This window comes from Streptomyces sp. NPDC046349, from assembly GCF_055587885.1.
Genome location: NZ_JBVJFK010000006.1, coordinates 63751 through 88546 on the forward strand (window position 1 = coordinate 63751; position 24796 = coordinate 88546).

Here is a 24796-nt window from a genome sequence, read left to right on the forward strand (position 1 = left end):
GTCGTATCGGCCGGTCCCCATCCGGCCAACGGTATCCGCTGCGCCCGGGGCGGCTCCACGGGCGCACGCGCTACCTTCGGGAGAGGCGGTACGGGAGGAGCCTGGGCGTGGGGATCGAAAGCGACCACCTGGTCTACGAATATCTGAGCGCCGTCGGGGACTTGGCGCAACGCCGGCACCTCTCCTCCGGCGACCGGATGAGGCTCGTGGCGGGTCTGCGGGACGAGATCGACCGTCGGCGCGCCAAGTACGACCCCGAGACCCCCGCGGCCGTCCGCCGCATCCTGGAACGCATCGGCACGCCCGAGGAGGTCCTGGACACCCTCGGCTCCCGGCAGGGCGCGGCTCCCGCCGCCGGCCCGGCCGAACCGGTCCCGGCGGTGCCCTCCCAACGGGCCCCCGGCCGCCTGCGCCTGCCCGGTGTGCCCCCGCCGCGGCCGACGCCGCAACGGGAGCCCGAAGCGGAGAACGTACCGCCGCACCTGGCCGGGCTGGACGAGCTCGGCCCGTCCGGCGGCGCCGAGCCCGACTGGTGGCGGATGACGCCCGGCACGTACGGACGCGGGCCGCAGGTCGACGGCTTCGCGGGCGGCATCGAGATCCCGGACCTGTTCAAGGAAGGCCCGACGGAGGACGCCGAGGAGGAGGACGGGGCCCCGCCCGGGCCGCCGGACTCGCGGACGCGGACCCTCGTACGGTTCCTGCGCGAGCGGCGGCGTGCGAAGGCGGAGGCCGCCGGGGCGGCCGGGGCACAGCCGGAGCCGACCGCCGCCCCGGCCCGCCCGCGCCCCAACGCCTTCCTGCTGTTGGCCGCCGCGGTCCTCGTCGTCGGTGTCGTCAGCGGCCACTGGCTGCTGCTCGTCATCGGCTGGCTCCTGCCGTACGCCTCGCGGGTGCTGCGGCCCGCCGAACGCAAGTGGGCCGTCCTCGGGCCGCCCGGGGCGGTCCTCGCGGGCGCCGCGGTATGGCTGTGGGGCCGCACCAACGGCAAGTGGGGCGAGACCCTCGCCGACGACCAGGTCGGCGGTGCGGTCCAGGGGATGTGGCCGTGGCTGCTGCGGGGCGCCGCGCTGGCGTCGGTGCTGTACCTGGTGTGGCGGGCCCGCCGGCGCTGAGGTGACACGACACGACGTGACGCGGCGCGCCCCGGGTCCGGCGGCCCGCTGCCGCTCAGCCGCCCGGGATGCTCCGCTGCTCCTTCTCCAGCGGCTGCGCCTCGGCGGCCCTGACCAGATCGAGGAAGGCGGGCGCCTTGGCCACTTCCAGCAGTTGGGCGGGGGTGACGGGCGCCGACGTGTTCGACGCCTCGTGCGGGAACACCGCCAGCCTGACGTTGCACGTCCCGTAGCGGAAGGACACCTCCGTCTCCGTCACCGAGCCGGTCGGGACCGTCCAGGCGTGGGCCTCGACGCCGCCGGGCAGTGCGGCCTTCGCGCAGACCCGGCCACGGAGCTCCTGGCAGGGCTGGGGCTTCTCGCCCGACGGCCGCACGGAGAAGACCACCGGGAACGCCTTGCCGTCCTTGGCGGCCTGGAAGAACTTCACCCTCAGGTCCGGCGGTCCGGTACAGCCCCCGCTGGGCGGTACGGGCGAAGGTCTCGAAGTCGAGGCCGCCGGTCGCCGCGTCGCGCTCGGCCGCAGGCCCGTGGCCGTACCCCGGCCCCGGCCCGTACCCCGGCCCCGGCCCGTACCCCGGCCCGGGCCCGTACCCCGGCCCCGGCCCGTACCCCTGGCCGCCCCCGAAGTCCCGCGCCGCGTCGTGTTCGGCGCCTGGTGGCATCCGCCCTCCCTCTCACATCGTGTCCGTCACCCCTGTCCTGAGCGCCGCCGCGCCGGAAAGGTTGAACACGAGTTCCGGGAAGGTTCCGGTGAGGTTCGCCGCACCGTCCACGGCCGTGCGCCCGCCTCGGCACAATGGGCCGTATGGACCTCACCGTCGGCTTCGACCTCGACATGACCCTCATCGACTCCCGCCCGGGCATCCGGGCCGCCTACCGGGCACTGTCGGCCGAGACGGGCACGTACATCGACGCCGACGCGGCGGTCACCCGCCTGGGCCCCCCGCTGGACGAGGAGCTCGCGCACTGGTTCCCGCAGGCCGAGATCCCCGCCATGGCGGAGCGCTACCGGGAGATCTACCCCGACCACGCCATCGGGCCGACCCCCGCGATGCCCGGCGCCCGCGAGGCCGTGCAAGCCGTCCAGGCCATGGGCGGCCGCGCGATCGTCGTCACCGCCAAGCACGAGCCCAACGCCCGCCTGCACCTGGAGCACCTCGGGATCGAGCCGGACGCGGTCATCGGCTGGCTGTGGGCGGAGGCCAAGGCGGGCGCGCTGCGCGAGCACGGCGCGCAGGTCTACGTCGGCGACCACATCGGCGACGTACGCGGCGCCCACAAGGCCGGCGCCCTGTCCGTCGCCGTGCCGACCGGCCCGTGCCCGGAGCCTGAACTGCACGCGGCGGGCGCGGACGTCGTCCTGGCGGACCTCACCGCGCTGCCCGGATGGCTCGCGCAGTACGTCGCCGCACGACCCGCCCGGGCCGTCCAGCGCGTCCAGGCCGTACAGGACCCCTCTTCCGGATCTTGCCGGGCTACGGCCTGATCCCCGCCCTAAGCCCCCTGGGAGGCGCGCGCCGCCTTGCGCTGGGCGGCCGCCGAGCGCAGCACGCCCGCGGCCGAGATCGCGAAGCCGACGCCCATCAGCATGCACACGGCCCACGCGTACGAGGGGAACGGGTCCACGTCGAGGAACAGAGGGGCCATCGTGGCCAGCGTGGCCACGGCCCCGGCGATGAAGACGATGCCGCCCGCCTTGACCAGTCCGTCGCCGGGGCGCGCTTCGTCCGAATGAGGAGTAACAGTCACCCCACCAGGGTAGTTCCCTGGCCGAAGCAGCCGACCGTGAAGGACCGGGGAACGTCTTGTCACCCGGCCCCCGACCATTAGCCTTGAGGTGGCGGGTCACACATGGCCCGCTGCGCTGTTGTCCGGAGCCGTTCGCGGCCCCCGGACCCCGACGAGCACAAGGACAGAGGACGGACGTGCCTACCGGCAAGGTCAAGTGGTTCAACAGTGAGAAGGGCTTCGGCTTTCTCTCCCGCGACGACGGCGGTGACGTCTTCGTCCACTCGTCGGTGCTCCCTGCCGGGGTCGATGCCCTCAAGCCCGGTCAGCGAGTCGAGTTCGGCGTCGTCGCCGGACAACGCGGTGACCAGGCACTTTCGGTGACCGTCCTGGACCCGGCGCCCTCCGTCGCCGCCGCCCAGCGCCGCAAGCCCGACGAGCTCGCCTCGATCGTGCAGGACCTCACCACCCTGCTGGAGAACATCACCCCGATGCTCGAGCGCGGCCGCTACCCCGACAAGGTGCACGGCACGAAGATCGCCGGACTGCTGCGCGCGGTGGCCGACCAGCTCGACGTCTGACCTGAGTACGCAGACCTGCGCCCCGCCCTCGCACGAGAGGCGGGGCGCAGCCGCGTACGGCGCGGAGGCCGCTACGGGAAGGCGAGGGCGCCCGGAGCGATGGCCGGTACCAGACCCTCGGCCGCCGCCCGCGTCAGCAGCCCGCGCACCGCCGCGTAGCCGGAGTCGCCCAGGTCCGCCGTGAACTCGTTGACGTACAGCCCGATGTGCTGGTCGGCCACGGCCGGGTCCAGCTCCTGCGCGTGTGCGCGGACATACGGGCGGGAGGCCTGCGGGTCGTCCCAGGCCATCCGGACCGAGGTGCGCGCCGACTCGGCCAGCGCGCGCAGCCGCTCCGCACCCAGCGAACGCTTCGCGATGATCGCTCCGAGCGGGATCGGCAGGCCGGTCGTGGACTCCCAGTGCTCGCCCATGTCGGCCAGGCGGTGCAGCCCGTAGTCCTGATACGTGAACCGGGCCTCGTGGATGACCAGCCCGGCGTCCACCCGGCCGTCGCGGACCGCCGGCATGATCTCGTGGAACGGCAGGACGACGACCTTGCCGACACCCTCCGCCAGCACGTCGGCCGCCCACAGCCGGAACAGCAGGTAGGCGGTGGAGCGTTCGCTCGGCACCGCGACCGTCTTCCCCGTCAGGTCCAGGCCCGGCTCGCGGGTCAGCACCAGCGGGCCGCAGCCGCGCCCGAGGGCCCCGCCGCACGGCAGCAGGGCGTACTCCTCCAGCACCCACGGCAGCACCGCGTACGACACCTTCAGCACGTCCAGCTCACCGCGCTCGGCCATGCCGTTGGTGATGTCGATGTCCGCGAACGTGACGTCCAGGACCGGCGCGCCCGGCACCCGGCCGTGCGCCCACGCGTCGAAGACGAACGTGTCGTTCGGGCAGGGCGAATAGGCGATCCTCAGCGGTTCAGCTTCGACCACGGTGTTGCTCATGGCGTTCTCCCCAGTTCGCGAGTACGGGCCCCAGTGCGCGGAAGCCCTCGGCGAGCGCCGCCAGCGCGTCCCCGATCCGCCAGGCGGCACGGTCGCGCGGGCCCACGGCGTTGGACACGGCGCGGATCTCCAGTACGGGCAGTCCGTGCGCGGCAGCGGCCTCCGCGACCCCGAAGCCCTCCATGGCCTCGGCCCCGGCCATCGGGTGCCGGGCCATGAGATCGGCCGCCCCGTCGGCGGTCCCGGTCACGGTGGACGCGGTCAGCACGGGTGCCAGCAGGGCCCCGGTCGCCTCGGCGGCCCGCGCGGCCAGTGCGGGGGGCGGCAGGTGCACACTGCGCCCGAAGCCCAGCGACGCCACGTCGACGAAACCGTCGGGGGTCTGCGCCCCCAGGTCGGCCGCCACGATCGCGTCCGCGACGACGAGGGAACCCACCGGCGCGGCGGGCGCGAACCCGCCGCCGATGCCGGCGCTGACGACGAGCCCGTATTCGGCGAGGGCCAGCGCCGTGGCGGTGCCCGCGGCGGCAGCCGCGGGACCGACGCCGCCGACGAGCACGTCGAAGGCGATGCCCGGCAGGTCCCGGCGGGTGATGAGGTATCCGCCGGGGAGCGTGCGCGGCTCAGGACCGGGACTGTCCGGATGAGGGGTCAGACCGGTGAGGACGGAGTCCGACTCCGCCCCCACCGCCGTCACGACGAGCGCGCGCACCGGGGTCGTCCGGTTACTTGAGCTTGAGGTTGAAGGACCAGACGGCGAGCGGCTTGCCGGCCTCGTCGATCTGCAGGAACGCCAGCTTCTTCGAGGTGGGGGCCTCGCCCTGGCCGCCCGTCGCGAAGACGTCGGCGCCCGGGAAGCTGCGGTACGTGTTCGACGAGGGCTCGGTGATCGGCTGGCCGTCGAGCACCGCCGACCAGCGCTTGCCGTCCTCGACGATCTCCGGCTCGACGCCGAGCCGCAGCGTGTCGCCACGGCCGTACTCGATGGTCTTGGGGTTCTTCAGGTTGGTCAGGCAGTCCTGGACCTCGTCCACGGAGAGCTCCTTGCCGTCCTTGTGGCAAGAGGCCTCGGCGGACACCGACTCGCTGCCGACCGTCACGGTCGCGAGCGGGGTCGGCTTGTCGCAGGCGGAGAGAAGGAGGAGGCCGGCGGACACGGCTCCGAGGGCCGCGACGCTGCGGCGGGCCCTACCCGAGAAAAGCGGTGCGGTCATGAGCCGAAGGCTATCGGGCCCCTGGGCTGCGCCGCTGCACGGGGTACCGCCGGCCTGCGGCGCGCCGCCCTTCGGCTCCCGCCGGGGGTGGCTGTCCGGGCTCGGGCGCGCCGCCCTTCGGCTCCCGCCGGGGTGGCCGGGCGTGTGTCGGTGCGCCGCCGCCTTTTCGGCTCCCGCCGGGCGGTGCGCCGCCGCTGCGGGGGCTCCGCCCGCGGACCCCCGCGCCTCGAACGCCGGCGAGGCTGAGGGGCGGGGCTGAGGGGCGTGCCCTCGCCGGTGCCGGGGCAGGCGGGGCGGTCTCTCGCCGCGGCAGCCGAGCGGAGGGCCGCATGTGCGCGGCCACCGGGCCGGAGCCGAGCGGCGCGCCCGGGGGGCACGGCCGCGGGCGGGAGCCGGGGGTCAGGCGACTCTCGGGCGCGAGGGGTGTTGCTCGGGCTGGTGGCGGGGGGCCGAGATGACGCCGCGGACGGCCATCGTCGCGCCCAGCGCGACGATCGCCGCCGCCACCGACATGCCCAGGGCGCCGTTCAGCGGCAGCACGATGCCGATCGCCCCGCCCAGCACCCACGCGACCTGGAGCAGCGTCTCCGAACGGGCGAACGCGGACGTCCGTACCGCCTCCGGCACGTCCCGCTGGATCATCGCGTCCAGCGACAGCTTCGCCAGTGCCTGGCAGAAGCCGGCCGTCGCGGCCAGCACCGCCACGAACAGCCCGCTGAAGAACACGGCCGCCAGTACCGCCACGCCGAGCGTCACGCACAGCACCGACGCGACGATCGCCTCCGGCGCCCGGGCCCGCAGCCATGCGCCCACCGCCGTGCCGCAGGCGTTGCCGACACCCGCCGACACGCCCACGATGCCCAGCGACACCGCCGCGCTCTGCCCCGCCAGCGGCTGCTCCCGCAGCAGGAACGCCAGGAAGAAGATCAGGAACCCGGACAGCCCGCGCATCGCGGCGTTCGCCAGCAGCCCGCACAGCACGCTGCGGCTCACCGTCCGCAGCCCCGGCCGCTTCGAGTGGGCCTCGTGCGTCGACAGCCGGGCGCGGCGCTCGCCCTTCGCCTCGTCCACCTTGTGCGGGAGCGTGAACGCCGCGAAGGTGCCGCCCAGGAAGACGACGCAGGCCCCGTACAGCGGCCACTGCGGCCCGATCGAGTTCAGTCCGGCGGCGACCGGCGCCGCCACGCCCGTCGCCAGCAGACCGGCCAGCGTGACCCGCGAGTTCGCCTTGACGAGTGAGAACTTCGGCGGGAGCAGCCGGGGCACCACCGCGCTGCGCACCACCCCGTACGACTTGGACGCCACCAGCACGCCCAGCGCCTCCGGATACAGCTGGAGACCCCCCGTGGCCACCACGGCCGACATCAGCAGCGCGAGGACCGCCCGCGCCAGCATCGCCGCCGCCATCGAGGCCCGCCGCCCGTGCGGCAGCCGGTCCAGCAGCGGACCGATCACCGGGGCCAGCACCGTGAACGGGGCCATCGTGATCGCCAGGTACAGGGCCACCCGGCCCCGCGCCTCGTCCGTGGGCACCGAGAAGAACACCGTGGACGCCAGCGCCACCGTGATCATCATGTCGCCGGCGCCGTTGATCGCGTGCAGCTCGATCAGCTTGCCCAGACCCGATTCGCCCGCCCCGTGCGCGTGCGTGGCCCGCCGGATCCCCTTGGCCGGACCGGTGATCGGGCGGTGCAGGGCACGCCCGACAGCCCGGCCGGCCCGCCTGGCCGGTCCCGAGCCGTCGTCGGACGACCGTACGGGTGCCACACTCGACATAGTGCCCCACCCGGGCCCCGCGGGGCGTCTCCCGGCGCGTCGCGCAACCGGCGGCTTGTCCGCGAATCGGACCTTGCATGTGTGCCCAGGGCTTAAGAGGAGGTAGCGTGCGTAGCGCGCCACCGGCGGTTGCTCCTGGCCGCGCGCCTCTTCGTGATCCCGCAGAATGGATCGCAGTGAGGTGCGCCCGGAGTCCGATCGGGTGCGGACGTCGACGCGGCCCTCTGGTCCGCTCCGCCCGCGCCTCGTACGGACAGCACCACCGGGTCGTTGTGGACGACAGTACGGACGGCGCACACGTGAGACGGCGTAGGAGAGAACGAGACCAGTGAGTGCTGCGACGACGCGAAGCCGTACCCCGCGTACCCCCGACCGCCTGTGTGTCGAGGCGGTGGAACTCGCCCGCGCGGCCGCCGAGGAGGCAGCCTTCCCCGGTGTGGTGGGCGCCCACCTCTCCGCGGTGGCGGAGGGCGACCGCGTCGTCACCCACTTCTTCGAGTCCAAGGAACCGGGATACCGCGGCTGGCGCTGGGCCGTCACCGTGGCCCGCGCCTCCCGCGCCAAGAACGTCACCCTCGACGAAACGGTGCTGCTCCCCGGCGACGACGCCCTGCTCGCCCCCGAGTGGGTGCCGTGGAGCGAGCGGCTGCGCCCCGGCGACATGGGTCCCGGCGACCTCCTGCCCACCGAGGCCGACGACCTGCGGCTGGAGCCGGGCTGGTCGGGCGAGGACGCCCCGCCGCCGAACTCCGTCGTCTCCACCGAGATGGCCGAACTGGTCGAGGCCGAGGACGCCGACGTCACCGACCGCGTGACCGTCCCCGCCCGCGGCTCCATCTCCTCGGTCGCCGAGGAGCTCGGCATGCGCCGGGCGCGCGTGCTGTCCCGCTACGGGCTGCACAGCGCCGCCGACCGCTGGGACGAGTCCTTCGGCGCGAAGACCCCGATGGCTCAGGCCGCCCCCGCGTCCTGTGTCTCCTGCGGCTTCCTCGTCGCCGTCGGCGGCTCGCTCGGCCAGGCCTTCGGCGTCTGCGCGAACGAGTTCAGCCCGGCCGACGGCCGGCTGGTGTCGCTGTCCTACGGCTGCGGCGGCCACTCCGAGGCCGCGGTCATGCCGGCGCCGCTGCGGCCGGCCCCGCCGGTCCTCGACTCGATGGCCTCCGACGAGTTCGTCCTGCGGCCTGCCGCCGACACGGGCTCGGTCCCGGTCCCGGACGCCCAGGCCGCGGACCTGGACCTCGGCCACTCGTAACCCCTACAGGGGCGGCGGGCCCGCGAAAGCGCACGGGGACGGGCCCTTCCGCGCCGTCAGTCCCGCGCGCGGCGGCGGAAGAGACGCTTGGCACCGAAGACCAGGACCAGGCCGCCCGCCAGGACCAGGGCGCCCTTGCCGAAGCTGCCGGTCGGCTCCGGAGAGGTCGCCGCGTCCGGCGGGGACCCGGGCTGCGGCGACGCCGAACCACCGGGCGAGGCGGTTGCGGCCACCGGGACCGCGACCACCCGGCTGCTCGCGCCCTCCGAGCCGAACATGAGCGTGGAGCCGTCCGCCGTGTACGTCACCGACTCCGCCTGCCCCTGCCACGGCGCGTCCACCCGCTCGCCCTCGCCCTCCGGCCGGCCGTCCTTCCACGGGTACGTCCGGGCGGTGAAGTAGCCGCGCAGCGTCAGCCGGTTCCCGTCGGGGGAGAACGCGCCGTCCGTCACCCACGGGACGTCGGCGACCCGCCGGAAGACGTTGGCCCCGCCCGCCGACAGCTGCGCGGGACCCTCGTACAGGCCGCCCTTGCTCTCGTTCTTGCTCGCGATGTAGACGCGGCCCGTCACCGGATGGACCATCAGGGACTCGGCGTCGCGCGGCCCGTCCTCGTACCGCACCGTGAACTGCGCCGCCTTGACCGTGACATCACCCAGTTGCCGCGGCTCCTGGAACCGGTAGATCCACACGTGGTCCCAGGTGCCGCCGCGGTTGTCACCGATGTCCCCGACGTAGAGCTGCCCGTCAGGACCCAGCGAGATCGCCTCGACGTCCCGCGGCCGTCCGATGCCCGTCAGCGTCACCCGGGCCACCGTGTTGCCCGTGGCCGAGTCCACGCCGTAGACGTACGGGCCGTCCTCGCTGTCGTTGTGCGTCCAGTAGACGCCCGGATGGACGCGGCTGGCCGCCAGCCCGCTCGACTCCTTGATCCTCGGATCGGCGATGGTGAACGAGGACGATCCGGGGGACTGCGCGGCGGACGCCGCGCCCGGCAGCACGGCGACGACGACGGCGGCGGCGAGGGCGGTGGCGGTCGCGAGGCGGGCGGTCACGAGGGCGGCGGCGGGCGGCAGGGGCAGGCGCATCCTCCCAGCCTGCCAGTACGTTCCGCGTGTCCGGCGTCACAGCGGTTTCTGTCGCGCGATCCGCGATGATGACCGGATGCGTTTCATGTTCGTCGGCGACTCCATGACCATCGGACGCGCCGGCGACTACACCTGGCGCTACCGGATGTGGCAGCACCTCAACTCGACCTTCGGCGGCCCCTACCGCATCGTCGGCCCGCGCTGCGAGGTCTACGACACCACCGCCGACGCGCCCGTCAGCCACGAGTACGCCGACCCGGGCTTCCCGGAGCACGCCCGCCGCCACCTGGCCGGCTGGGGCGAGGGCTGGCAGCACATGGCGCCCGTCATGGGCGAGACCGTCACCGCGCACCGCCCGGACGTCCTGCTGGTCTCCCTGGGGCTGATCGACCTCGGGTTCTACACCGACGCCGAGCAGACCGCCGACAACGTCCGCCGCTTCATAGCGGGAGCCCGCTCCGCCCACCCCGCGATCCGCATGGTGCTGCTGCCGGTCATCCCGAACAGCCGGGCCGAGGCGGACGCCCCCTTCGCCGCCGAGGTGACCCGCTTCAACGAGCTCCTCGCGAAGGCGGTGGCCGACCTCACCACCGACGCCTCGCCGATCCTGCTGGCCGCCCGCCCGGCCGCGTACGACATCCACCGCGACACATACGACGGCACCCACCCCAACGCCTCCGGCGAGCACCGGCTGGCCGGCGAGTTCGCCGCGGTCCTGCACCAGGCCTGGGGCATCGGCGGCCCCTACAGCCCCGCACACGGCGCGTAACACGGCATTCACGAACGGGTCTTGCCTCGAGTGCACTCGAAGCAGTTGGCTAGTGCCCCATGAAGTACACACAGCTCGGACGCACCGGCCTCAAGGTCAGCCGACTTGTACTCGGCACCATGAACTTCGGACCCCAGACCGGGGAGCCCGAAAGTCACGCGATCATGGATTCCGCCCTCGACGCGGGGATCAACTTCGTCGACACGGCGAACGTGTACGGCTGGGGTGAGAACAAGGGCCGCACCGAGGAGATCATCGGGACCTGGTTCGCCCAGGGCGGTCGCCGCCGCGAGAAGACCGTGCTCGCCACCAAGGTCTACGGATCGATGTCCCGCGAGGGGGACACCTGGCCCAACGAGGACCGCCTGTCGGCCCTGAACATCCGGCGGGCCGTCGACGCCAGCCTCAAGCGGCTGCGGACCGACTACATCGACCTCTACCAGTTCCACCACGTGGACCGCCGGACTCCCTTCGAGGAGATCTGGCAGGCCGTCGAGGTCCTCGTCCAGCAGGGCAAGATCCTCTACGTCGGCTCCTCGAACTTCCCCGGCTACAAGATCGCCCAGGCCAACGAGATCGCGGCGCGCACCGGGCGGCTCGGCCTGGTCAGCGAGCAGTGCATCTACAACCTCGCCGAGCGGCGGGCGGAGATGGAGGTCATCCCGGCCGCCGAGGACTACGGGCTCGGGGTCATCCCGTGGTCGCCGCTGCACGGCGGACTGCTCGGCGGCGTGATCAAGAAGGAGGCCACCGAGGGGCGGCGGGCCTCCGGGAGGTCGGCGGACGCCCTCGCGAACAGCGCGGTGCGCGCGCAGGTGCAGGCGTACGAGGACCTGCTCGACAAGCACGGCCTGGAGCCGGGCGAGGTCGGGCTGGCCTGGCTGCTGACGCGTCCCGGGGTCACCGGGCCGATCGTCGGGCCGCGTACGCCGGAGCAGCTCGCCTCGGCGCTGCGCGCCGTGGAGCTGGAGCTGGGCGAGGAGGTGCTGGCCGGGCTGGACGAGATCTTCCCCGGGCCGGGGCCGTCCCCGGAGGCCTTCGCCTGGTAGCCGCCGGGCAGCCGCCGCCGGCCGGGACTACTGGCCGGTGGCGGCCGCCACGGCGACGACGAGGAACATCAGCACGAGCACACCGGCCATCACACGGTTTCTGGTCTTGGGATCCACCCGTCGAGCCTAACGCGGCAGCCCCCGCATCGTGGACGCAGGGGCTGTGCCGAGGTGTCTGTGATGCCGGCCGTGGCCGGGCGGTCACTGCCAGCTCATGTCACCGTTCTGCGCGGCGACCGGCGGCTTCGCGGCGGTGAGCGGGGCCGCGGAGGCGACGGCCGGGCTGCCGAGGACGAGGGCGAGGGCGACGACCGCGGCGGCCTTGAGGATGCGAGTGGTGTTCATGGTGTCCGGAGTCCCTTCGGGGTGCCGTGAGGCGTATCGACGGTGGTCCCGGTCGGTCCCGCACCCCGCGGTGGCGTTGTCCCTTTCCGGTGAGACATAGCTAAGCCGCAGCTCAGCGGGGGGAGAAGAGGTATCGGCTGGCCCAAACCGTCCGTGGACGGATGCGGACAGGCGGCCCCCGCGCGGTCAGCGGCTCCGTTGCTCCGGCAGGGACAGCGGCATCAGCGGGACGCCGACGTCCAGCAGGCGTGCGGCGGGCAGCGCCCGCGCGCCGAGCAGGCGGCGGCATACGGCCTCGGCGTGCCGTTCCGCCTCCTCCAGGGACTCGGAGAGCAGGTAGAAGCCGAGGGTGAAATGCTCCGGGGACTGCGGGTGCACGGCGAGGTGCTCCACGCGGTCCCTCGGGCGCAGCCCGGCACGGACCGCCTCGCGCAGATCATCGGGCACTTCCACCGGAGGAACCGTCCGCAGACGGGCATGGACGAGGTACATGTCTCCACCGTCGCCCCGACTGACCCGTGCAGAACACCCCTCCGGCTGGCCGTTTGTGGCCGTGGACACATCTGTCCATCCGTCGCTTCTTTGAGATGATCTTTCTCATCGAAGTGCCAACGGGGTTGGGGGAACCACATGTTGACCGAACTGGGCCTCGACGCGAGAGCCGAGGCCGTCTACCGCGCCATGCTCATGGAACCCGGGTCGGGCGTCACCGCGCTCGCCGATGCCGTGGGGATCGGCGAGGGCGACGTGCGCGAGGCCCTGGACCTGCTGAGCGAGCTGGCCCTGGTCCAGCCGTCCGCCGACGACAGCGGGCGGCTGCGCGCCGTCTCCCCGGACATCGGGATGGAGATCCTGATGGCCCGGGGGCAGGCGGAACTCGCCGCGCAGCAACAGCGGCTGGAGGCGTCCCGGGCTGCCGCGGCCCGGCTGATCTCCGAGTACTCGGAGTTGCGGCCGGCCGCCCGGCATCCCGGGGTGGAGCAGCTCATCGGCCTCGACGCCGTCCGCGACCGGTTGGTCGCGCTGACCCGGGAGACGAAGGAGGAGCTGCTGGCGTTCTCGCCGGACGCCACGCTGAGCGAGTCGGCCCTGGCCGCCTCGCGCCCCCTGAACAGGACGCTGCTCGAACGGGGCGTCCGCATGCGCACCCTGTACCTCGACAGCGTGCGCAACAGCCGGCCCTCCGTCGAGCACGCCAACTGGCTCACGGAACTCGGCGGCCAGGTCCGTACGGTGGCGTCGCTGCCGACGCGGATGCTCATCGTCGACCGCAGGACGGCGTTGATCCCGGTGAGCGACGACTCCGCGGCGGGCGCGGTGGTCCTGACCGGGCACGGCATGCTCGTCGCCCTCTGCGCGCTCTTCGAGTCCACGTGGGCGCAGGCGCAGCCGCTGGCGGAGGTGGCGGTCCTGGGCCCGGACGGCCTGACCGCGCAACAGGCTGCCGCAGTACGCCTGTTGGCGGAAGGCCACACGGACGATGCGATAGCCAAGCGGCTGGGGGTCTCCTCGCGCACGGCCCGGCGCATCGCCAACGAGCTGATGGAACGCCTCGGCGCCCGCAGCCGCTTCGAGGCCGGGGTCCGTGCCGTCCAGGAGGGCTGGCTGCCCACCCGCCCGTAGGGCTGTATCGCTCAGGCAGGCCGCCGGGCGGGACCACGCGAGTGGTCCCGCCCGGCGGCTTTCGCATGTCTGCGCCAGGCCGGCCGGAGGGGCCGGATCAGGCCAACGGTGGCCAGGTCCGGCCATGGCCCTTTCGGGCCAGTCGATCTCTCTTCCGCCCGGCCCGGGCAGCGGCGAATCTATTGCTTGTCAGCGGGGCAGCCCCCCGGAGACAAGCACCGAAGGCCCTGAGAGCCCTGAACGGACGCCACCGCGGGACGTCCGAGGGTGACGGGTTCAAGCCACCAGCCCATTCGTTTCGGAAGGACGAACCACCCCCATGCGTACTGGAATCCTCCGGGCCACCGCGGTCGTCGCCCTCACCCTCGGCATCACCTCCGTCGCACCGATGGCCTCCGCCCACGCCCCGGCCCACCCGGCCCCGGTGGCGGGCAGCACGGCCGGCCACGCAGGCCCCGCCGGAGCCCCGCCTGCGGCGGTGGTGAGCCGGCCGTAGGGCCCGGGGCCGACGCCCCCCGCTGCGTCCAGGCCTCCGCGTCGCCCGACCTCCGCGTCGTCCCGTACCCCCCCGCGTCGCCCCGCGGGACCGCTGTACCTGCAGGACAGCTGTCCGTCCGCCGTGCCTCGCACAGATCACGCCGCACCACCCGCCGGTCGAGCCCGCGCTCCCGGCCGCCCAGACCTCACCTGACCAGAACCGGAGCACAGCCATGTCCCGATACGGGATGAACACCCGCCATGCCGCCGTAGCCGCCCTCGTCGCCGGGGCCGTCGCTGCCGGCACCGTGGTCGCCTTCGACACCGCGGCGATCGCCGCCCCGGCGGCCGTCACCGCCGAACCCGCCACGAACCCCGACTACGGCAGCCCCGGCCAGGGCCCCGAGGGGGCGGTCGGCGAGGAGTCCCGGGCGACGGCCTTCGCCGCGACGGCCGCCACGCCGATCACCCGCAGCGCGGTCATCGCCCGGGCCAAGAGCTGGGTCGGCATCGGCCTGGACTACAACAGCGGCGGCCGTCACGGCGGATACCGCACGGACTGCTCGGGCTACGTCTCGATGGCCTGGGACCTGGACTTCCAGCCGGCCACCAACACCTTCGCCTCCCGCGGTGTGACCGAGCCGATCACCAAGGCGGAACTGAAGGCGGGCGACGCGCTCCTGGACGCGGACGCGGGCTCGTCCGGACACGTCGTCCTGTTCGAGAAGTGGGCCAACTCCGACCGCACGCAGTACTGGGGCTTCGACTTCACGCCCAGCGGCGTCCACCACCGCGTCTACGACTACCCGTACTACCCGGGCTACGGCCCCTACCACCCCGTCCGCTACAAGAACATCGCCGACGACGTGACCACCCCGCCGGCGCCCAAGCCCGGCATGACCGACCTCGTCGCGGCCAACATCAACGGCGACGCCGTCGACGACGTGGTCGGCGTCGAGGCCTCGACCGGCAAGCTGTGGCTCTACAAGGGCGCCTCCAACGGCACCATCGCCTCCGGCGGCAACCGCGTGGAGATAGGCAGCGGCGGCTGGAACGGCATGGCCAACCTGGCCGGCGGCGACTACAACGGCGACCGCAAGGACGACATCGTCGCCGTCGAGGAGGCCAGCGGAAAGCTGTACCTCTACCCGGGCACCGGCAGCGGCCTCTCCTCCCGCAAGGAGATCGGCTCCGGCGGCTGGAACGGCATGTCCGAGCTGATGGGCGGTGACTTCAACGGCGACGGCAAGGCGGACGTCGCCGCCGTCGAGAAGTCGACGGGCAAGCTGTGGCTCTACAAGGGCAACGGCACCGGATCGATCGGCGGCGGCAGCAGCCGCGTCCTGATCGGGTCCGGCGGCTGGAACAGCCTGCACGACCTGGTCGGCATGGACGTCGACAACGACGGCAGGACCGACGTCGTCGGGGCCGAGACCTCGACGGGCAAGCTCTTCCTCTACAAGAGCAACGGCACAGGCCTGAACGCCCGCACGGAGATCGGCTCCGGCGGCTGGAACGGCATGAACGACCTCATCGGCGGCGACTTCACCTCGAACGCGAACGACGACCTCGTCGGCGTCGAGAAGGCCACCGGAAAGCTCTACCTCTACCCGGGCACCGGCACGGGTCTGGGGGCGCGCAAGGAGATCGGCACCGGCGGCTGGTAGCCCCACGCCCGACGCATCTCCCCGCTCTCCTTTCGCAACTCCCCTTCCCTAACACCCTTTTTGGCACCTCGTGCCGGTTTGGAAGCACTCCCATGTCTGTTGAGACCACCACCACCGCCACCGCCGCCGCCCCCTCCGCCTTCTCCCGCCTCATGTCCCGCCGGGTCCGCATCGCCACCGGCCTCGTCTGCGCCACCGTCGCCGCCGTGGCCCTCTCGGCCGGCGGTGCGAACGCCGACGGCGGCCCGGAGGACCCGCACGGCGACATGACCGAGCTGACGGCCGCCGACCTCGGCCTGCCCGAGGCCCCGCAGATGATGGCCATGGCGGCCACCTCCGGCGACGACCGCCCCGACTTCCAGATGCCGTTCAAGTGCGGCGAGACCTGGCAGGGCGCCTCCCGCTCCCACCACAGCCCCAGCGCCAACGCGATCGACTGGACCCAGGGCGGCTCGACGGTCAACTCCCCCGTCGTGGCGAGCGCCGACGGCGTCGTGGCCAAGGTGAGGGACCTCGGCGGCTCGAGCTACGGCAAGTACGTGGTCATCAACCACGGCGGCGGCTGGTCCACCGTCTACGCCCACCTCAACGGCTTCAACACCTCCACCGGTGCCACGGTCAAGGCCGGACAGCAGATCGGCATCGTCGGCAGCACCGGCAACTCCTCCGGCGCCCACCTGCACTACGAGCAGCGCCACGACCTGGTCGACCAGCGCACGGTCTTCAACGGCACCGCCTTCGGCGGCTCCGGATCCTGGTCCAAGTCGCTGACCAGCAAGAACTGTGAGACCAAGGCGCCGGAGCCGAAGCCCGAGGGTCCCGGTGACACAGGTGCCGGCTCCACCGGCATGGTCGACCTGGCCTCGGCCGACCTCAACGGCGACAACGTGGTCGACGTCGCCGCGGTGGAGGCCTCCACCGGCAAGCTGTGGCTCTACAAGGGCGCCTCCAACGGCACCATCGCCTCCGGCAGCAACCGCGTCCTGATCGGTTCGGGCGGCTGGAACGGCATGTCCAACCTGACCGGCGGCGACTTCACCGGCGACGGCAAGGACGACATCGCCGCGGTCGAGGAGTCCACCGGCAAGCTGTGGCTCTACAAGGGCGCCGACAACTCGACGATCTCCTCCGGAGGCAGCCGCGTCCTGATCGGTTCGGGCGGGTGGAACGGCATGTCGAACCTGACCGCCCTCAACCTCAACGGCGACAAGATCGCCGACCTGGCGGCCGTCGAGAAGTCCACCGGCAAGCTGTACCTCTACCCGGGCAACGGCACCGGCCTGAACGCCCGCAAGGAGATCGGCTCGGGCGGCTGGAACGGCATGTCCAACCTGACCGGCATGGACCTCAACAACAGCGGCCGCCAGGACCTGGTCGCGGTGGAGAAGTCCACGGGCAAGCTGTTCATGTACCCCGGCGACAAGGGCTACCTGAGCCCGCGCATCCTGATCGGCTCGGGCGGCTGGAACGGCATGTCCGACCTGATCGGCGGCGACCTGCTGAACTCGCAGCTGTCGGACGACCTGATCGCCGTCCAGAACTCCACGGGCAAGCTCTTCCTGTACCCGGGCACCGGCGCGGGCGGCCTGGGCGCCCGCAAGGAGATCGGCGTCGGCGGCTGGTGAGCACCGGCCGACCAGCGGCTGGTAGGCACCTGAAGTGAACATGCGTGAGGCGGCCCGTCCCTGCAGGACGGGCCGCCTCACGGCGTTCGCAGCGGCCAGGCGCGCACGGTCTCGTAACGGGGCTGTTCACCCCGCACCCCGCTCACGGGAAGGTGGCTGCGGACCAGGCTGAGCGTGTCCACCTGCCAGGCCGTGCCCTCGAAGCCCGCCAGGGCGTCCAGGTACGGGCGAAGCGGCGTGGCGCCGCCGTGCCCGTGGCCGTCCCCACGGCCGTGCCCGTGGTTGCGGGCCAGGGTGAGGTGCGGGGTGTAGCGGCGGTGCTGCTCCATCGGGATCCCGGCCCGCCGCGCGGCGGCGTCGGCCCGGTCGGCGAGCAGGCGCATGGTGTCGAGCTCGCCGGCGGCGCCGGTCCACAGGGCGCGGTCGCCGAAGTGCCCGCAGCCGTGCAGGCGCAGGGCGAACGGCGGCGTACGCCGGGCGGCCCGCTCCAGGCGGGCGTACAGCTCGGGGAGCGCGTCGTCGCGGACCTCGCCCATGAAGGCGAGGGTGAAGTGCCAGCCGGCTCGTGCGGTCCAGGTCAGCCGGTCGTCGTGGACCGCGTCCACGGCGGCGGCGAGCTCGGCGACGGCTTCCTCGGGCGGCAGAACGGCGGCGAACAGTCTCATGCGGTGAGCGTATGCCCTGCGCGCCGCCGGCTGCCGGGGTGCGGGCGGAGCCCGGCGGGGTGCCGGGCCCCGGACTCCGCCGGGCCGCCCGGTCAGGCCACCGTCACCAGTTCGCGGTGGCGCGGAACGGCCGGGACGAAGGTCACCCCGCGGCGGCCGACCCGCAGCCGGAGGTTGCCGACACGGGCCAGGACGACGCCGATGGCCACGGACGCGGCCAGGGAGATCAGGGCGCCCGAGGCCATGCCGACGCGGGCTCCGTAGGTGTCCGTGATCCAGCCGAGGAGCGGGGCGCCCAGCGGGGTGCCGCCGGTGAACACCATCATGAACAGGGACATGACCCGGCCGCGCATCTCGGGGTCGGTGGCCATCTGCACGCTGGAGTTGGCGGTGACGTTGACGGTCAGGCCGAAGACGCCGATCGGCACGAGCAGCGCGGCGAACAGCCAGAAGCCGGGGGCGAAGGCCGTCACGAACAGCAGTACGGAGAACAGTGCGGCCGCGGCCACCAGTAGCCGCAGCCGGGACTGCCCGCGGCGGGCGGCGAGCAGGGCGCCCGCGAGGGAGCCGGCCGCGATCAGGGTGTTGAAGAGCCCGTAAGTACCCGCGTCGCCGTGGAAGACGTCGCTCACGAACGCCGACAGCCAGATCGGGAAGTTGAACCCGAAGGTGCCGATGAAGCCGACGAGGACGATCGGCCAGACCAGCTCGGGCCGTCCGGCGACGTAGCGCAGGCCTTCCCGCAGCTGTCCCTTGGCGCGGGGCCGCGGCTCGACGGGGTGCAGTTCCTTCGTCCGCATCATCAGCAGGCCCGCGATGGGTGCGGCGAAGGACAGGCCGTTGAGCAGGAACGCCCAGCCGGAGCCGACGGCGGTGATCAGCACGCCGGCGATCGCCGGGCCGACCAGGCGCGCGGACTGGAAGTTGGCCGAGTTGAGGCTGACGGCGTTGGCGACCTGGTCCTTGCCGACCATCTCGGGGACGAACGTCTGCCGGGCCGGGTTGTCCACGACGGTGACCAGGCCGAGGAGGAGGGCCGCGAGGTACACGTGCCATACCTGGACGTGTCCCGCGAGGGTGAGGGCGGCGAGTGCGATGCCGGTCAGGCCCATCGCGCTCTGGGTGGCGAGGAGCAGGGGCCGCTTGGGCAGCCGGTCGGCGAGTACGCCTCCGTAGAGGCCGAACACCAGCATCGGCAGGAACTGCAGGGCGATGGTGATGCCGACGGCGGAGGCGGAGCCGGTCAGTGAGAGGACCAGCCAGTCCTGGGCGATGCGCTGCATCCAGGTGCCGGTGTTCGAGACGACCTGCCCGGTCGCGAAGAGCCGGTAGTTGCGGATCCTCAGCGAGCTGAACATCCCGCGGTTCGTGCTCGCGGGTGCCGCGGGCCGCGCGGCGGTAGTGGTGGTGGATATGTGGCCGGGTGCGGAGTCTGCTCCGTTTCCCGTACTCAAAAGCGTTCGCCTCCTGGCGTCGTTCCCTACAGGTGAGCGAGCTTCTCCAGGACGGGTGCGGCCGCGCGCAGCTTGGCCCATTCGTCCTCGGTCAGCTCTGCCGCGAGCCCGGCCAGGAAGGCGTTGCGTTTGCGGCGGCTCTCTTCGAGCATCGCTTCGGCCTCCTCCGTCTGGCGGACCACCTTCTGGCGGCGGTCGTCGGGGTGCGGTTCCAGCGTGACCAGTCCCTTGGCTTCCAGCAACGCGACGATGCGCGTCATGGACGGCGGCTGGACGTGCTCCCGCCGCGCCAGCTCACCGGGGGTGGCCTGGCCGCAGCGGGCGAGGGTGCCGAGGACCGACATCTCGGTCGGGCTCAGCGACTCGTCGACGCGCTGGTGCTTCAGGCGCCGCCCCAGCCGCATGACGGCGGAGCGGAGGTCGTTCACGGCGGCAGCATCGTCGCCATGGGAGAGGTCAGGCATGTACTTAGAATAACTCATTACTCTCGCTAAAGAACACCGGTTTTCCCGGTCATGCACCCGGTATGTGCCAGGTCACTCGTACGGGTGAGTCGGCGGCCGAAAGTGACCCGCGTACGCACCGTGTGCCCCGACTCTTTCGGCATGGGGACACATGTGCTGAGCATGCGCATAGACGGGGAGCTCCTCGACAGGCTCCGGATCCACGCCGCCAAACGCGGAATGAGCGTCCAGGACTATGTGGTCCGGACGCTCATTCGCGACGACTTCGACGAGCGCTTCAAGGCGGCCGTCGACGAGACGGAGAAGTTCTACGGGCTGACGTGAGCCCGCCGGGATTACGCGACAGCCCTCAGCCGAGGCCGAGCGCGGGCATCGCGTAGTAGAAGACGAAGACCGCCGACACGACGTACATGGCGGTCGGGACCTCCCGGCCCCGGCCGGTCGCCAAGCGCAGCACGCTGAAGGCGATGAAGCCGATGCCGATGCCGTTGGTGATCGAGTAGGTGAAGGGCATCATCACCATGGCCAGGAAGGCCGGAACGGCGATGGTGAAGTCGCTCCAGTCGATGTCCTTGACCGATCCCGCCAGGATCAGGAAGCCGACCGCGACCAGCGCGGGTGTGGCGGCCTGCGACGGGACCATGGTGGCCAGCGGGGTGAGGAACAGCGCCACGGCGAAGAGTGCGCCCGTCACGACGTTCGCCAGACCCGTCCGGGCACCCTCGCCGACACCGGCCGTGGACTCCACGAAGCACGTGGTGGCCGAGGAGGACGTCGCGCCGCCCGAGGCGACGGCGAGGCCGTCGACGAACAGGACCCGGTTGATGCCGGGGAACTCGCCGGTCTTCTTGTCGATCAGCTTGGCCTCGTCGCCGACGCCCAGGATCGTGCCCATGGCGTCGAAGAAGCAGGACAGCAGCACGGTGAAGACGAACAGGATGCCGGTGAGCAGTCCGACCTTCCCGAAGCCGCCGAAGAGGCTGACCTGACCGACGAGCCCGAAGTCCGGCGCGGCGACCGGGTTGCCGGGCCAGGCCGGGACGGTCAGGCCCCAGCCGGAGTCGGGCAGGTCGGCGACGAGCTGGATGACGACCGCGACGAGGGTCATGGCCACGATGGAGATCAGGATCGCGCCGGGGACCTTGCGGATCAGCAGGGCGAGGGTGAGCAGCGTGCCGATGACGAAGATCAGGACGGGCCAGCCGTGCAGGTGGCCGTCGCTGCCCAGCTGGAGCGGGACGGTGGTGTGGGCGGCGTCCGGGATGCGGGAGACGAAGCCGGAGTCGACCAGTCCGATCAGCATGATGAACAGGCCGATGCCGATGGCGATGCCCTTGCGCAGGCCCAGCGGGACGGCGTTCATGACGCGCTCGCGCAGCCCGGTGGCGACCAGCAGCATCACCACGAAGCCGGCCAGGACCACCATGCCCATCGCGTCGGGCCAGCTCATGCGCGGGGCGAGCTGGAGGGCCACGACGGTGTTCACGCCGAGGCCCGCGGCGAGCGCGATGGGGACGTTGCCGATGACCCCCATGAGGAGGGTGGTGAAGGCGGCCGTCAGGACGGTGGCCGTCACGAGCTGGCCGCCGTCGAGCTGGTGGCCGTACATGTCCTTCGCGTTGCCCAGGATGATCGGGTTCAGCACGATGATGTACGCCATCGCGAAGAAGGTCGCGAAACCGCCGCGGACCTCGCGGGCCACGGTCGAGCCGCGCTCGGAGATCTTGAAGTAGCGGTCCAGCCCGCCGGAGGGCTCCCGGGGGGAAGGCTCCGGGGTGGCGGATGCGGGGGCGGGAGCAGGGGTGCTCATACGGTCCTCATTGGTGGTTCATACGAAGAAAATGGGCCGCGCCCAAACCGTTTCAGTATGAACGCATAAGGGAAAGGCCGTCCATCTCCGCGCGTAGACCCACGCGGGGCGGGCGGAAGTCCGCCCGGGCGGGTTCCGGACGGCACCCGCTTAAACTTGCGGCATGGCGAAATGGACTGCGAAGCATGAGGCGCCCGAGCCCCTCGAGGGCCCCGTCGTCGCGACGGTCACGGGAGGAACGATCCTGTGGTTCGCCCTCTTCGTGGTCCAGCTGCCGTTCTACGGGTGGTTCGCCGACCGCGGCCAGCTCTGGTGGGTCTGGACCTGTGCGGCCGGGGGCTTCCTCGGCCTGATCGGCATCTGGTACGTCCGCGGCCGTGAGGCCGCCCTCCAGCGGCACTCTGCCGCCACTGCTGCGCAGGCCCAGAAGGACACCGACACCCCTTAGGGCGCCCTGCGGATTCGGGCCGGGCCCCGGCCGGAGCGAAGACAGTCCCCGCGCGAGGCGCGGCCCCCCCGAGGTGCTGGACGGGGCTCTGCGGGGTGCGCCCCGGGGTGGCTCCCCGCGCGGGGCGTTACGGGCTCCTACCAGCGGACGATTCGGGTCATCCCGAAGTCGCTTCTTCCGGCCCCTCGGCGGGTGAAGCCATCCGACCCCGCTTACCGTCGAAGGCATGACGGAGCGGGCGAGGATCGACCACGACGGGCGGGAGCCGAGCGGCGGACCCGGCACGGCCATCGACGCGGGGGCCGAGCTCGACCCCGTGCACCCCGTGCGGCCGCCGGCGCCCCGCTTCAAGCCGGGCGGGCTGAGCACCGCCGAGGTCGCCGAGCGTGTGGCCCGCGGGGACGTCAACGACGTCCCCGTCCGCTCCTCGCGCTCCACCACCGACATCGTCCGCGGCAACGTCTTCACCCGGTTCAACGCGATCATCGGCGTCCTGTGGGTGGTCATGCTCTGCGTCGCGCCGATCCAGGACAGCCTCTTCGGCTTCGTGATCATCGCGAACACCGGCATCGGCATCATCCAGGAACTGCGCGCCAAGAAGACCCTCGACGGCCTCGCCGTCATCGGCGAGGCCAAACCCAGCGTGCGCCGCGAGGGCCGGACCGCGGAGATCTCCACCTCCGAGATCGTCCTCGGAGACGTCATCGAACTCGGCCCCGGCGACAAGGTCGTCGTCGACGGCTCCGTCGGTGAGGCCGACGGCCTGGAGATCGACGAATCCCTGCTCACCGGCGAGGCCGACCCCGTCCTGAAGAAGCCCGGCGACCAGGTCATGTCCGGCTCCTTCGTGGTCGCGGGCGGCGGCGCGTTCACCGCCACCAAGGTCGGCCGCGAGGCCTACGCCGCCCAGTTGGCCGAAGAGGCCTCCCGCTTCACGCTCGTCCACTCCGAGCTGCGCTCCGGCATCTCCACCATCCTCAAGTACGTCACGTGGATGATGATCCCGACCTCCATCGGCCTGATCGTCAGCCAGCTCGTCGTCAAGGAGAACAACCTCGACGACGCCATCGCCCGGACCGTCGGCGGCATCGTCCCCATGATTCCCGAGGGGCTCGTCCTCCTCACCTCCGTGGCCTTCGCGATCGGCGTCATCCGCCTCGGCCGCAAGCAGTGCCTCGTACAGGAGCTGCCCGCCATCGAGGGCCTCGCCCGCGTCGACGTGGTCTGCCTCGACAAGACCGGCACCCTCACCGAGGGCGGCATGGACGTCACCGAACTCCGCCCGCTCGGCGGCGCGGACCCGGTGTACGTCAAGAAGGTGCTAGGCGCCCTCGGCGAGTCCGACCCCCGCCCCAACGCGAGCCTCCAGGCGATCATCGACGCCTACCCCGTCAGCGCGGAATGGCGGTGCACCGAGTCCCTGCCGTTCTCCTCCGCCCGCAAGTACAGCGGCGCCAGCTTCAGCGAGGGCGACGGTGAGAACAACACCTGGCTGCTCGGCGCCCCCGATGTCCTGCTGCCCGCCGGGGACCCCGCCCTCGACGAGATCAACGACCTCAACGAACAGGGCCTGCGGGTCCTGCTGCTCGCCCGCTCCGCCCGCGAGCTGGACGACGAGGCCGTCGCCACCGGGGTGCGGCCGACCGCGCTGGTCGTCCTGGAGCAGCGGCTGCGCCCCGACGCCGCCGACACGCTGCGCTACTTCGAGGACCAGAACGTCAAGGCGAAGGTCATCTCCGGTGACAACGCCGTCTCCGTCGGCGCGGTCGCCGGCAAGCTGGGCCTGCCCGGCGCGCAGAACACCGTCGACGCCCGCAAGCTCCCCACGGAGCGGGCCGGGATGGCCGAGGTCCTCGACGGGAACTCCGTGTTCGGACGCGTCACCCCGCAGCAGAAGCGGGACATGGTCGGCGCCCTCCAGTCCAAGGGCCACACCGTCGCCATGACCGGCGACGGCGTCAACGACGTGCTCGCCCTCAAGGACGCCGACATCGGCGTCTCCATGGGATCGGGCTCGGAGGCCACCCGCGCGGTCGCGCAGATCGTCCTCCTCAACAACAGCTTCTCCACCCTGCCGTCCGTGGTCGCCGAGGGCCGCCGGGTCATCGGCAACATCACGCGCGTCGCCACCCTCTTCCTCACGAAGACGGTCTACTCGGTGCTGCTGGCCATCCTGGTGGTCTGCTCGCAGGTCGAGTACCCCTTCCTGCCGCGCCACCTGACGCTGCTGTCCACCCTCACCATCGGCATTCCCGCCTTCTTCCTGGCGCTGGCCCCGAACAAGGAGCGTGCGAAGCCGCACTTCGTGAAACGGGTGATGCGGTACGCCATCCCCGGCGGTGTGATCGCGGCGACGGCCACCTTCGTCACCTACCTGATCGCCCGCCACCACTACACGGGCGCGGAAGCCCTGCCCGCGGAGACCAGCGCGGCGACGCTGACACTGTTCCTGACCTCGATGTGGGTCCTCGCGATCATCGCCCGCCCGTACACCTGGTGGCGCGTGGCCCTGGTGGGTGCCATGGGCGGAGCCTTCCTGATCGTCCTGATCGTGCCGTGGCTCCAGGACTTCTTCCAGCTCAAGCTGGTCGGAACCACGATGCCGTGGACCGCGGTGGCGGTCGCGGCGGCCGCCGCTGCCCTCATCGAGTCCACCTTCCGCTGGGTCGACCGCAAGTTCCCCGCCTGACCGGCAGGACCGTGGCGGG

Annotated in this window: 26 protein-coding genes; 13 read left to right on the plus strand and 13 right to left on the minus strand. The window is 72.3% G+C overall.

The annotated features are described in order from the left end of the window. The first annotated feature begins 107 nt into the window (after window positions 1-107). Window positions 108-1115, plus strand: a complete 1008-nt coding sequence (locus tag ACZ6JS_RS15645) for a hypothetical protein (protein WP_469298231.1) — start codon at window positions 108-110, stop codon at window positions 1113-1115. Between the two features lie 55 nt (window positions 1116-1170). On the opposite strand, the gene ACZ6JS_RS15650 is transcribed toward ACZ6JS_RS15645, so the two are convergent. Further along, complete coding sequence (locus ACZ6JS_RS15650) at window positions 1171-1545, minus strand: hypothetical protein (RefSeq protein ID WP_469298232.1); 375 nt, start codon at window positions 1543-1545, stop codon at window positions 1171-1173. A gap of 378 nt (window positions 1546-1923) precedes the next feature. Between ACZ6JS_RS15650 and ACZ6JS_RS15655 the strand changes: the two genes are divergently transcribed. Beyond that, window positions 1924-2604: an HAD family hydrolase gene (locus ACZ6JS_RS15655; RefSeq protein ID WP_469298234.1), complete on the plus strand. Its 681-nt coding sequence runs from the start codon at window positions 1924-1926 to the stop codon at window positions 2602-2604. Between the two features lie 8 nt (window positions 2605-2612). Here ACZ6JS_RS15655 and ACZ6JS_RS15660 read toward each other — a convergent pair whose 3' ends face one another. Continuing rightward, complete coding sequence (locus ACZ6JS_RS15660) at window positions 2613-2867, minus strand: hypothetical protein (protein ID WP_469298236.1); 255 nt, start codon at window positions 2865-2867, stop codon at window positions 2613-2615. 176 nt (window positions 2868-3043) lie between these two features. Between ACZ6JS_RS15660 and ACZ6JS_RS15665 the strand changes: the two genes are divergently transcribed. Beyond that, the gene (locus ACZ6JS_RS15665; protein ID WP_030012939.1) at window positions 3044-3427 is read left to right on the plus strand and encodes a cold-shock protein; all 384 of its coding nucleotides are present in this window, start codon (window positions 3044-3046) and stop codon (window positions 3425-3427) included. Window positions 3428-3498: 71 nt separating this feature from the next. Here ACZ6JS_RS15665 and ACZ6JS_RS15670 read toward each other — a convergent pair whose 3' ends face one another. From ACZ6JS_RS15670 to ACZ6JS_RS15685, 4 genes are all read right to left on the minus strand, one after another. Further along, entirely contained in the window at window positions 3499-4362 is an 864-nt protein-coding gene (locus ACZ6JS_RS15670; protein ID WP_469298238.1) for a 1,4-dihydroxy-6-naphthoate synthase, read from the minus strand. Next, window positions 4337-5074: a futalosine hydrolase gene (locus ACZ6JS_RS15675; RefSeq protein ID WP_469298239.1), complete on the minus strand. Its 738-nt coding sequence runs from the start codon at window positions 5072-5074 to the stop codon at window positions 4337-4339. Before ACZ6JS_RS15675 ends, ACZ6JS_RS15670 begins: the two co-directional genes overlap by 26 nt. Window positions 5075-5087: 13 nt before the next feature. Then, window positions 5088-5576 carry a DUF2771 domain-containing protein gene (locus ACZ6JS_RS15680; protein ID WP_469298241.1) on the minus strand — a complete coding sequence of 163 codons (489 nt, stop codon included), beginning with the start codon at window positions 5574-5576 and terminating at the stop codon, window positions 5088-5090. A 399-nt stretch (window positions 5577-5975) separates the two neighbouring features. Continuing rightward, window positions 5976-7352 carry an MFS transporter gene (locus tag ACZ6JS_RS15685; RefSeq protein ID WP_469298243.1) on the minus strand — a complete coding sequence of 459 codons (1377 nt, stop codon included), beginning with the start codon at window positions 7350-7352 and terminating at the stop codon, window positions 5976-5978. A 328-nt stretch (window positions 7353-7680) separates the two neighbouring features. Between ACZ6JS_RS15685 and ACZ6JS_RS15690 the strand changes: the two genes are divergently transcribed. Then, a complete protein-coding gene (locus ACZ6JS_RS15690; protein ID WP_469298245.1) occupies window positions 7681-8604 on the plus strand; it encodes a DUF3027 domain-containing protein in 924 nt (307 codons plus the stop codon). A 56-nt stretch (window positions 8605-8660) separates the two neighbouring features. Here ACZ6JS_RS15690 and ACZ6JS_RS15695 read toward each other — a convergent pair whose 3' ends face one another. Then, a complete protein-coding gene (locus tag ACZ6JS_RS15695; protein WP_469298246.1) occupies window positions 8661-9692 on the minus strand; it encodes a WD40 repeat domain-containing protein in 1032 nt (343 codons plus the stop codon). A gap of 76 nt (window positions 9693-9768) precedes the next feature. Between ACZ6JS_RS15695 and ACZ6JS_RS15700 the strand changes: the two genes are divergently transcribed. Together ACZ6JS_RS15700 and ACZ6JS_RS15705 are read left to right on the plus strand one after the other, a co-directional pair. Further along, the gene (locus ACZ6JS_RS15700; protein WP_469298248.1) at window positions 9769-10461 is read left to right on the plus strand and encodes a GDSL-type esterase/lipase family protein; all 693 of its coding nucleotides are present in this window, start codon (window positions 9769-9771) and stop codon (window positions 10459-10461) included. A gap of 59 nt (window positions 10462-10520) precedes the next feature. After that, the gene (locus ACZ6JS_RS15705; protein WP_469298250.1) at window positions 10521-11510 is read left to right on the plus strand and encodes an aldo/keto reductase; all 990 of its coding nucleotides are present in this window, start codon (window positions 10521-10523) and stop codon (window positions 11508-11510) included. Between the two features lie 201 nt (window positions 11511-11711). On the opposite strand, the gene ACZ6JS_RS15710 is transcribed toward ACZ6JS_RS15705, so the two are convergent. Together ACZ6JS_RS15710 and ACZ6JS_RS15715 are read right to left on the minus strand one after the other, a co-directional pair. Beyond that, a complete protein-coding gene (locus ACZ6JS_RS15710; RefSeq protein ID WP_469298252.1) occupies window positions 11712-11855 on the minus strand; it encodes a hypothetical protein in 144 nt (47 codons plus the stop codon). Window positions 11856-12041: 186 nt separating this feature from the next. Beyond that, a complete protein-coding gene (locus ACZ6JS_RS15715; RefSeq protein WP_469298253.1) occupies window positions 12042-12347 on the minus strand; it encodes a hypothetical protein in 306 nt (101 codons plus the stop codon). 138 nt (window positions 12348-12485) lie between these two features. Here ACZ6JS_RS15715 and ACZ6JS_RS15720 point away from each other — a divergent pair, with 138 nt between their 5' ends. The 4 genes from ACZ6JS_RS15720 to ACZ6JS_RS15735 all read left to right on the plus strand — a co-directional run bounded on the left by ACZ6JS_RS15720 (window position 12486) and on the right by ACZ6JS_RS15735 (window position 17247). Continuing rightward, the gene (locus tag ACZ6JS_RS15720; RefSeq protein ID WP_469298255.1) at window positions 12486-13478 is read left to right on the plus strand and encodes a helix-turn-helix domain-containing protein; all 993 of its coding nucleotides are present in this window, start codon (window positions 12486-12488) and stop codon (window positions 13476-13478) included. Between the two features lie 319 nt (window positions 13479-13797). Continuing rightward, the gene (locus ACZ6JS_RS15725) at window positions 13798-13974 is read left to right on the plus strand and encodes a hypothetical protein (RefSeq protein WP_469298257.1); all 177 of its coding nucleotides are present in this window, start codon (window positions 13798-13800) and stop codon (window positions 13972-13974) included. Window positions 13975-14188: 214 nt separating this feature from the next. Continuing rightward, complete coding sequence (locus tag ACZ6JS_RS15730) at window positions 14189-15622, plus strand: C40 family peptidase (protein WP_469298259.1); 1434 nt, start codon at window positions 14189-14191, stop codon at window positions 15620-15622. Between the two features lie 92 nt (window positions 15623-15714). Then, window positions 15715-17247 carry a peptidoglycan DD-metalloendopeptidase family protein gene (locus tag ACZ6JS_RS15735; protein WP_469298261.1) on the plus strand — a complete coding sequence of 511 codons (1533 nt, stop codon included), beginning with the start codon at window positions 15715-15717 and terminating at the stop codon, window positions 17245-17247. A 77-nt stretch (window positions 17248-17324) separates the two neighbouring features. Here ACZ6JS_RS15735 and thpR read toward each other — a convergent pair whose 3' ends face one another. From thpR to ACZ6JS_RS15750, 3 genes are all read right to left on the minus strand, one after another. Beyond that, complete coding sequence (thpR, locus tag ACZ6JS_RS15740) at window positions 17325-17912, minus strand: RNA 2',3'-cyclic phosphodiesterase (RefSeq protein WP_469298262.1); 588 nt, start codon at window positions 17910-17912, stop codon at window positions 17325-17327. 92 nt (window positions 17913-18004) lie between these two features. Then, window positions 18005-19366 carry an MFS transporter gene (locus ACZ6JS_RS15745; protein ID WP_469298264.1) on the minus strand — a complete coding sequence of 454 codons (1362 nt, stop codon included), beginning with the start codon at window positions 19364-19366 and terminating at the stop codon, window positions 18005-18007. Between the two features lie 26 nt (window positions 19367-19392). Further along, window positions 19393-19830, minus strand: coding sequence for a MarR family winged helix-turn-helix transcriptional regulator (locus ACZ6JS_RS15750; RefSeq protein WP_030662370.1), 438 nt, complete (start codon window positions 19828-19830; stop codon window positions 19393-19395). A gap of 141 nt (window positions 19831-19971) precedes the next feature. Here ACZ6JS_RS15750 and ACZ6JS_RS15755 point away from each other — a divergent pair, with 141 nt between their 5' ends. Next, complete coding sequence (locus ACZ6JS_RS15755) at window positions 19972-20154, plus strand: hypothetical protein (RefSeq protein ID WP_030010567.1); 183 nt, start codon at window positions 19972-19974, stop codon at window positions 20152-20154. Window positions 20155-20179: 25 nt separating this feature from the next. Here the strand turns inward: ACZ6JS_RS15755 and ACZ6JS_RS15760 are convergent, their stop codons facing one another. Then, window positions 20180-21640 (minus strand): NCS2 family permease, encoded by a 1461-nt coding sequence (locus ACZ6JS_RS15760; RefSeq protein ID WP_469298266.1) that lies wholly within the window; start codon window positions 21638-21640, stop codon window positions 20180-20182. 163 nt (window positions 21641-21803) lie between these two features. Between ACZ6JS_RS15760 and ACZ6JS_RS15765 the strand changes: the two genes are divergently transcribed. Both ACZ6JS_RS15765 and ACZ6JS_RS15770 read left to right on the plus strand, forming a co-directional pair. Continuing rightward, window positions 21804-22088 (plus strand): DUF2530 domain-containing protein, encoded by a 285-nt coding sequence (locus ACZ6JS_RS15765; protein ID WP_469298268.1) that lies wholly within the window; start codon window positions 21804-21806, stop codon window positions 22086-22088. 226 nt (window positions 22089-22314) lie between these two features. Beyond that, window positions 22315-24777, plus strand: coding sequence for a cation-translocating P-type ATPase (locus tag ACZ6JS_RS15770; RefSeq protein ID WP_469298269.1), 2463 nt, complete (start codon window positions 22315-22317; stop codon window positions 24775-24777). The last annotated feature ends 19 nt before the right edge of the window (window positions 24778-24796 follow it).

What these genes read in the sequence shown, in the direction of transcription:
- ACZ6JS_RS15725 (WP_469298257.1), top strand. Translation starts at nt 13,798, where the DNA reads ATGCGTACTGGAATCCTCCGGGCCACCGCGGTCGTCGCCCTCACCCTC.
- ACZ6JS_RS15685 (WP_469298243.1), bottom strand. Translation starts at nt 7,352, where the DNA reads ATGTCGAGTGTGGCACCCGTACGGTCGTCCGACGACGGCTCGGGACCG.
- ACZ6JS_RS15730 (WP_469298259.1), top strand. Translation starts at nt 14,189, where the DNA reads ATGTCCCGATACGGGATGAACACCCGCCATGCCGCCGTAGCCGCCCTC.
- ACZ6JS_RS15770 (WP_469298269.1), top strand. Translation starts at nt 22,315, where the DNA reads ATGACGGAGCGGGCGAGGATCGACCACGACGGGCGGGAGCCGAGCGGC.
- thpR (WP_469298262.1), bottom strand. Translation starts at nt 17,912, where the DNA reads ATGAGACTGTTCGCCGCCGTTCTGCCGCCCGAGGAAGCCGTCGCCGAG.
- ACZ6JS_RS15700 (WP_469298248.1), top strand. Translation starts at nt 9,769, where the DNA reads ATGCGTTTCATGTTCGTCGGCGACTCCATGACCATCGGACGCGCCGGC.
- ACZ6JS_RS15720 (WP_469298255.1), top strand. Translation starts at nt 12,486, where the DNA reads ATGTTGACCGAACTGGGCCTCGACGCGAGAGCCGAGGCCGTCTACCGC.
- ACZ6JS_RS15715 (WP_469298253.1), bottom strand. Translation starts at nt 12,347, where the DNA reads ATGTACCTCGTCCATGCCCGTCTGCGGACGGTTCCTCCGGTGGAAGTG.
- ACZ6JS_RS15705 (WP_469298250.1), top strand. Translation starts at nt 10,521, where the DNA reads ATGAAGTACACACAGCTCGGACGCACCGGCCTCAAGGTCAGCCGACTT.
- ACZ6JS_RS15760 (WP_469298266.1), bottom strand. Translation starts at nt 21,640, where the DNA reads ATGAGCACCCCTGCTCCCGCCCCCGCATCCGCCACCCCGGAGCCTTCC.
- ACZ6JS_RS15710 (WP_469298252.1), bottom strand. Translation starts at nt 11,855, where the DNA reads ATGAACACCACTCGCATCCTCAAGGCCGCCGCGGTCGTCGCCCTCGCC.
- ACZ6JS_RS15655 (WP_469298234.1), top strand. Translation starts at nt 1,924, where the DNA reads ATGGACCTCACCGTCGGCTTCGACCTCGACATGACCCTCATCGACTCC.
- ACZ6JS_RS15765 (WP_469298268.1), top strand. Translation starts at nt 21,804, where the DNA reads ATGGCGAAATGGACTGCGAAGCATGAGGCGCCCGAGCCCCTCGAGGGC.
- ACZ6JS_RS15735 (WP_469298261.1), top strand. Translation starts at nt 15,715, where the DNA reads ATGTCTGTTGAGACCACCACCACCGCCACCGCCGCCGCCCCCTCCGCC.
- ACZ6JS_RS15755 (WP_030010567.1), top strand. Translation starts at nt 19,972, where the DNA reads ATGGGGACACATGTGCTGAGCATGCGCATAGACGGGGAGCTCCTCGAC.
- ACZ6JS_RS15695 (WP_469298246.1), bottom strand. Translation starts at nt 9,692, where the DNA reads ATGCGCCTGCCCCTGCCGCCCGCCGCCGCCCTCGTGACCGCCCGCCTC.
- ACZ6JS_RS15670 (WP_469298238.1), bottom strand. Translation starts at nt 4,362, where the DNA reads ATGAGCAACACCGTGGTCGAAGCTGAACCGCTGAGGATCGCCTATTCG.
- ACZ6JS_RS15750 (WP_030662370.1), bottom strand. Translation starts at nt 19,830, where the DNA reads ATGCCTGACCTCTCCCATGGCGACGATGCTGCCGCCGTGAACGACCTC.
- ACZ6JS_RS15680 (WP_469298241.1), bottom strand. Translation starts at nt 5,576, where the DNA reads ATGACCGCACCGCTTTTCTCGGGTAGGGCCCGCCGCAGCGTCGCGGCC.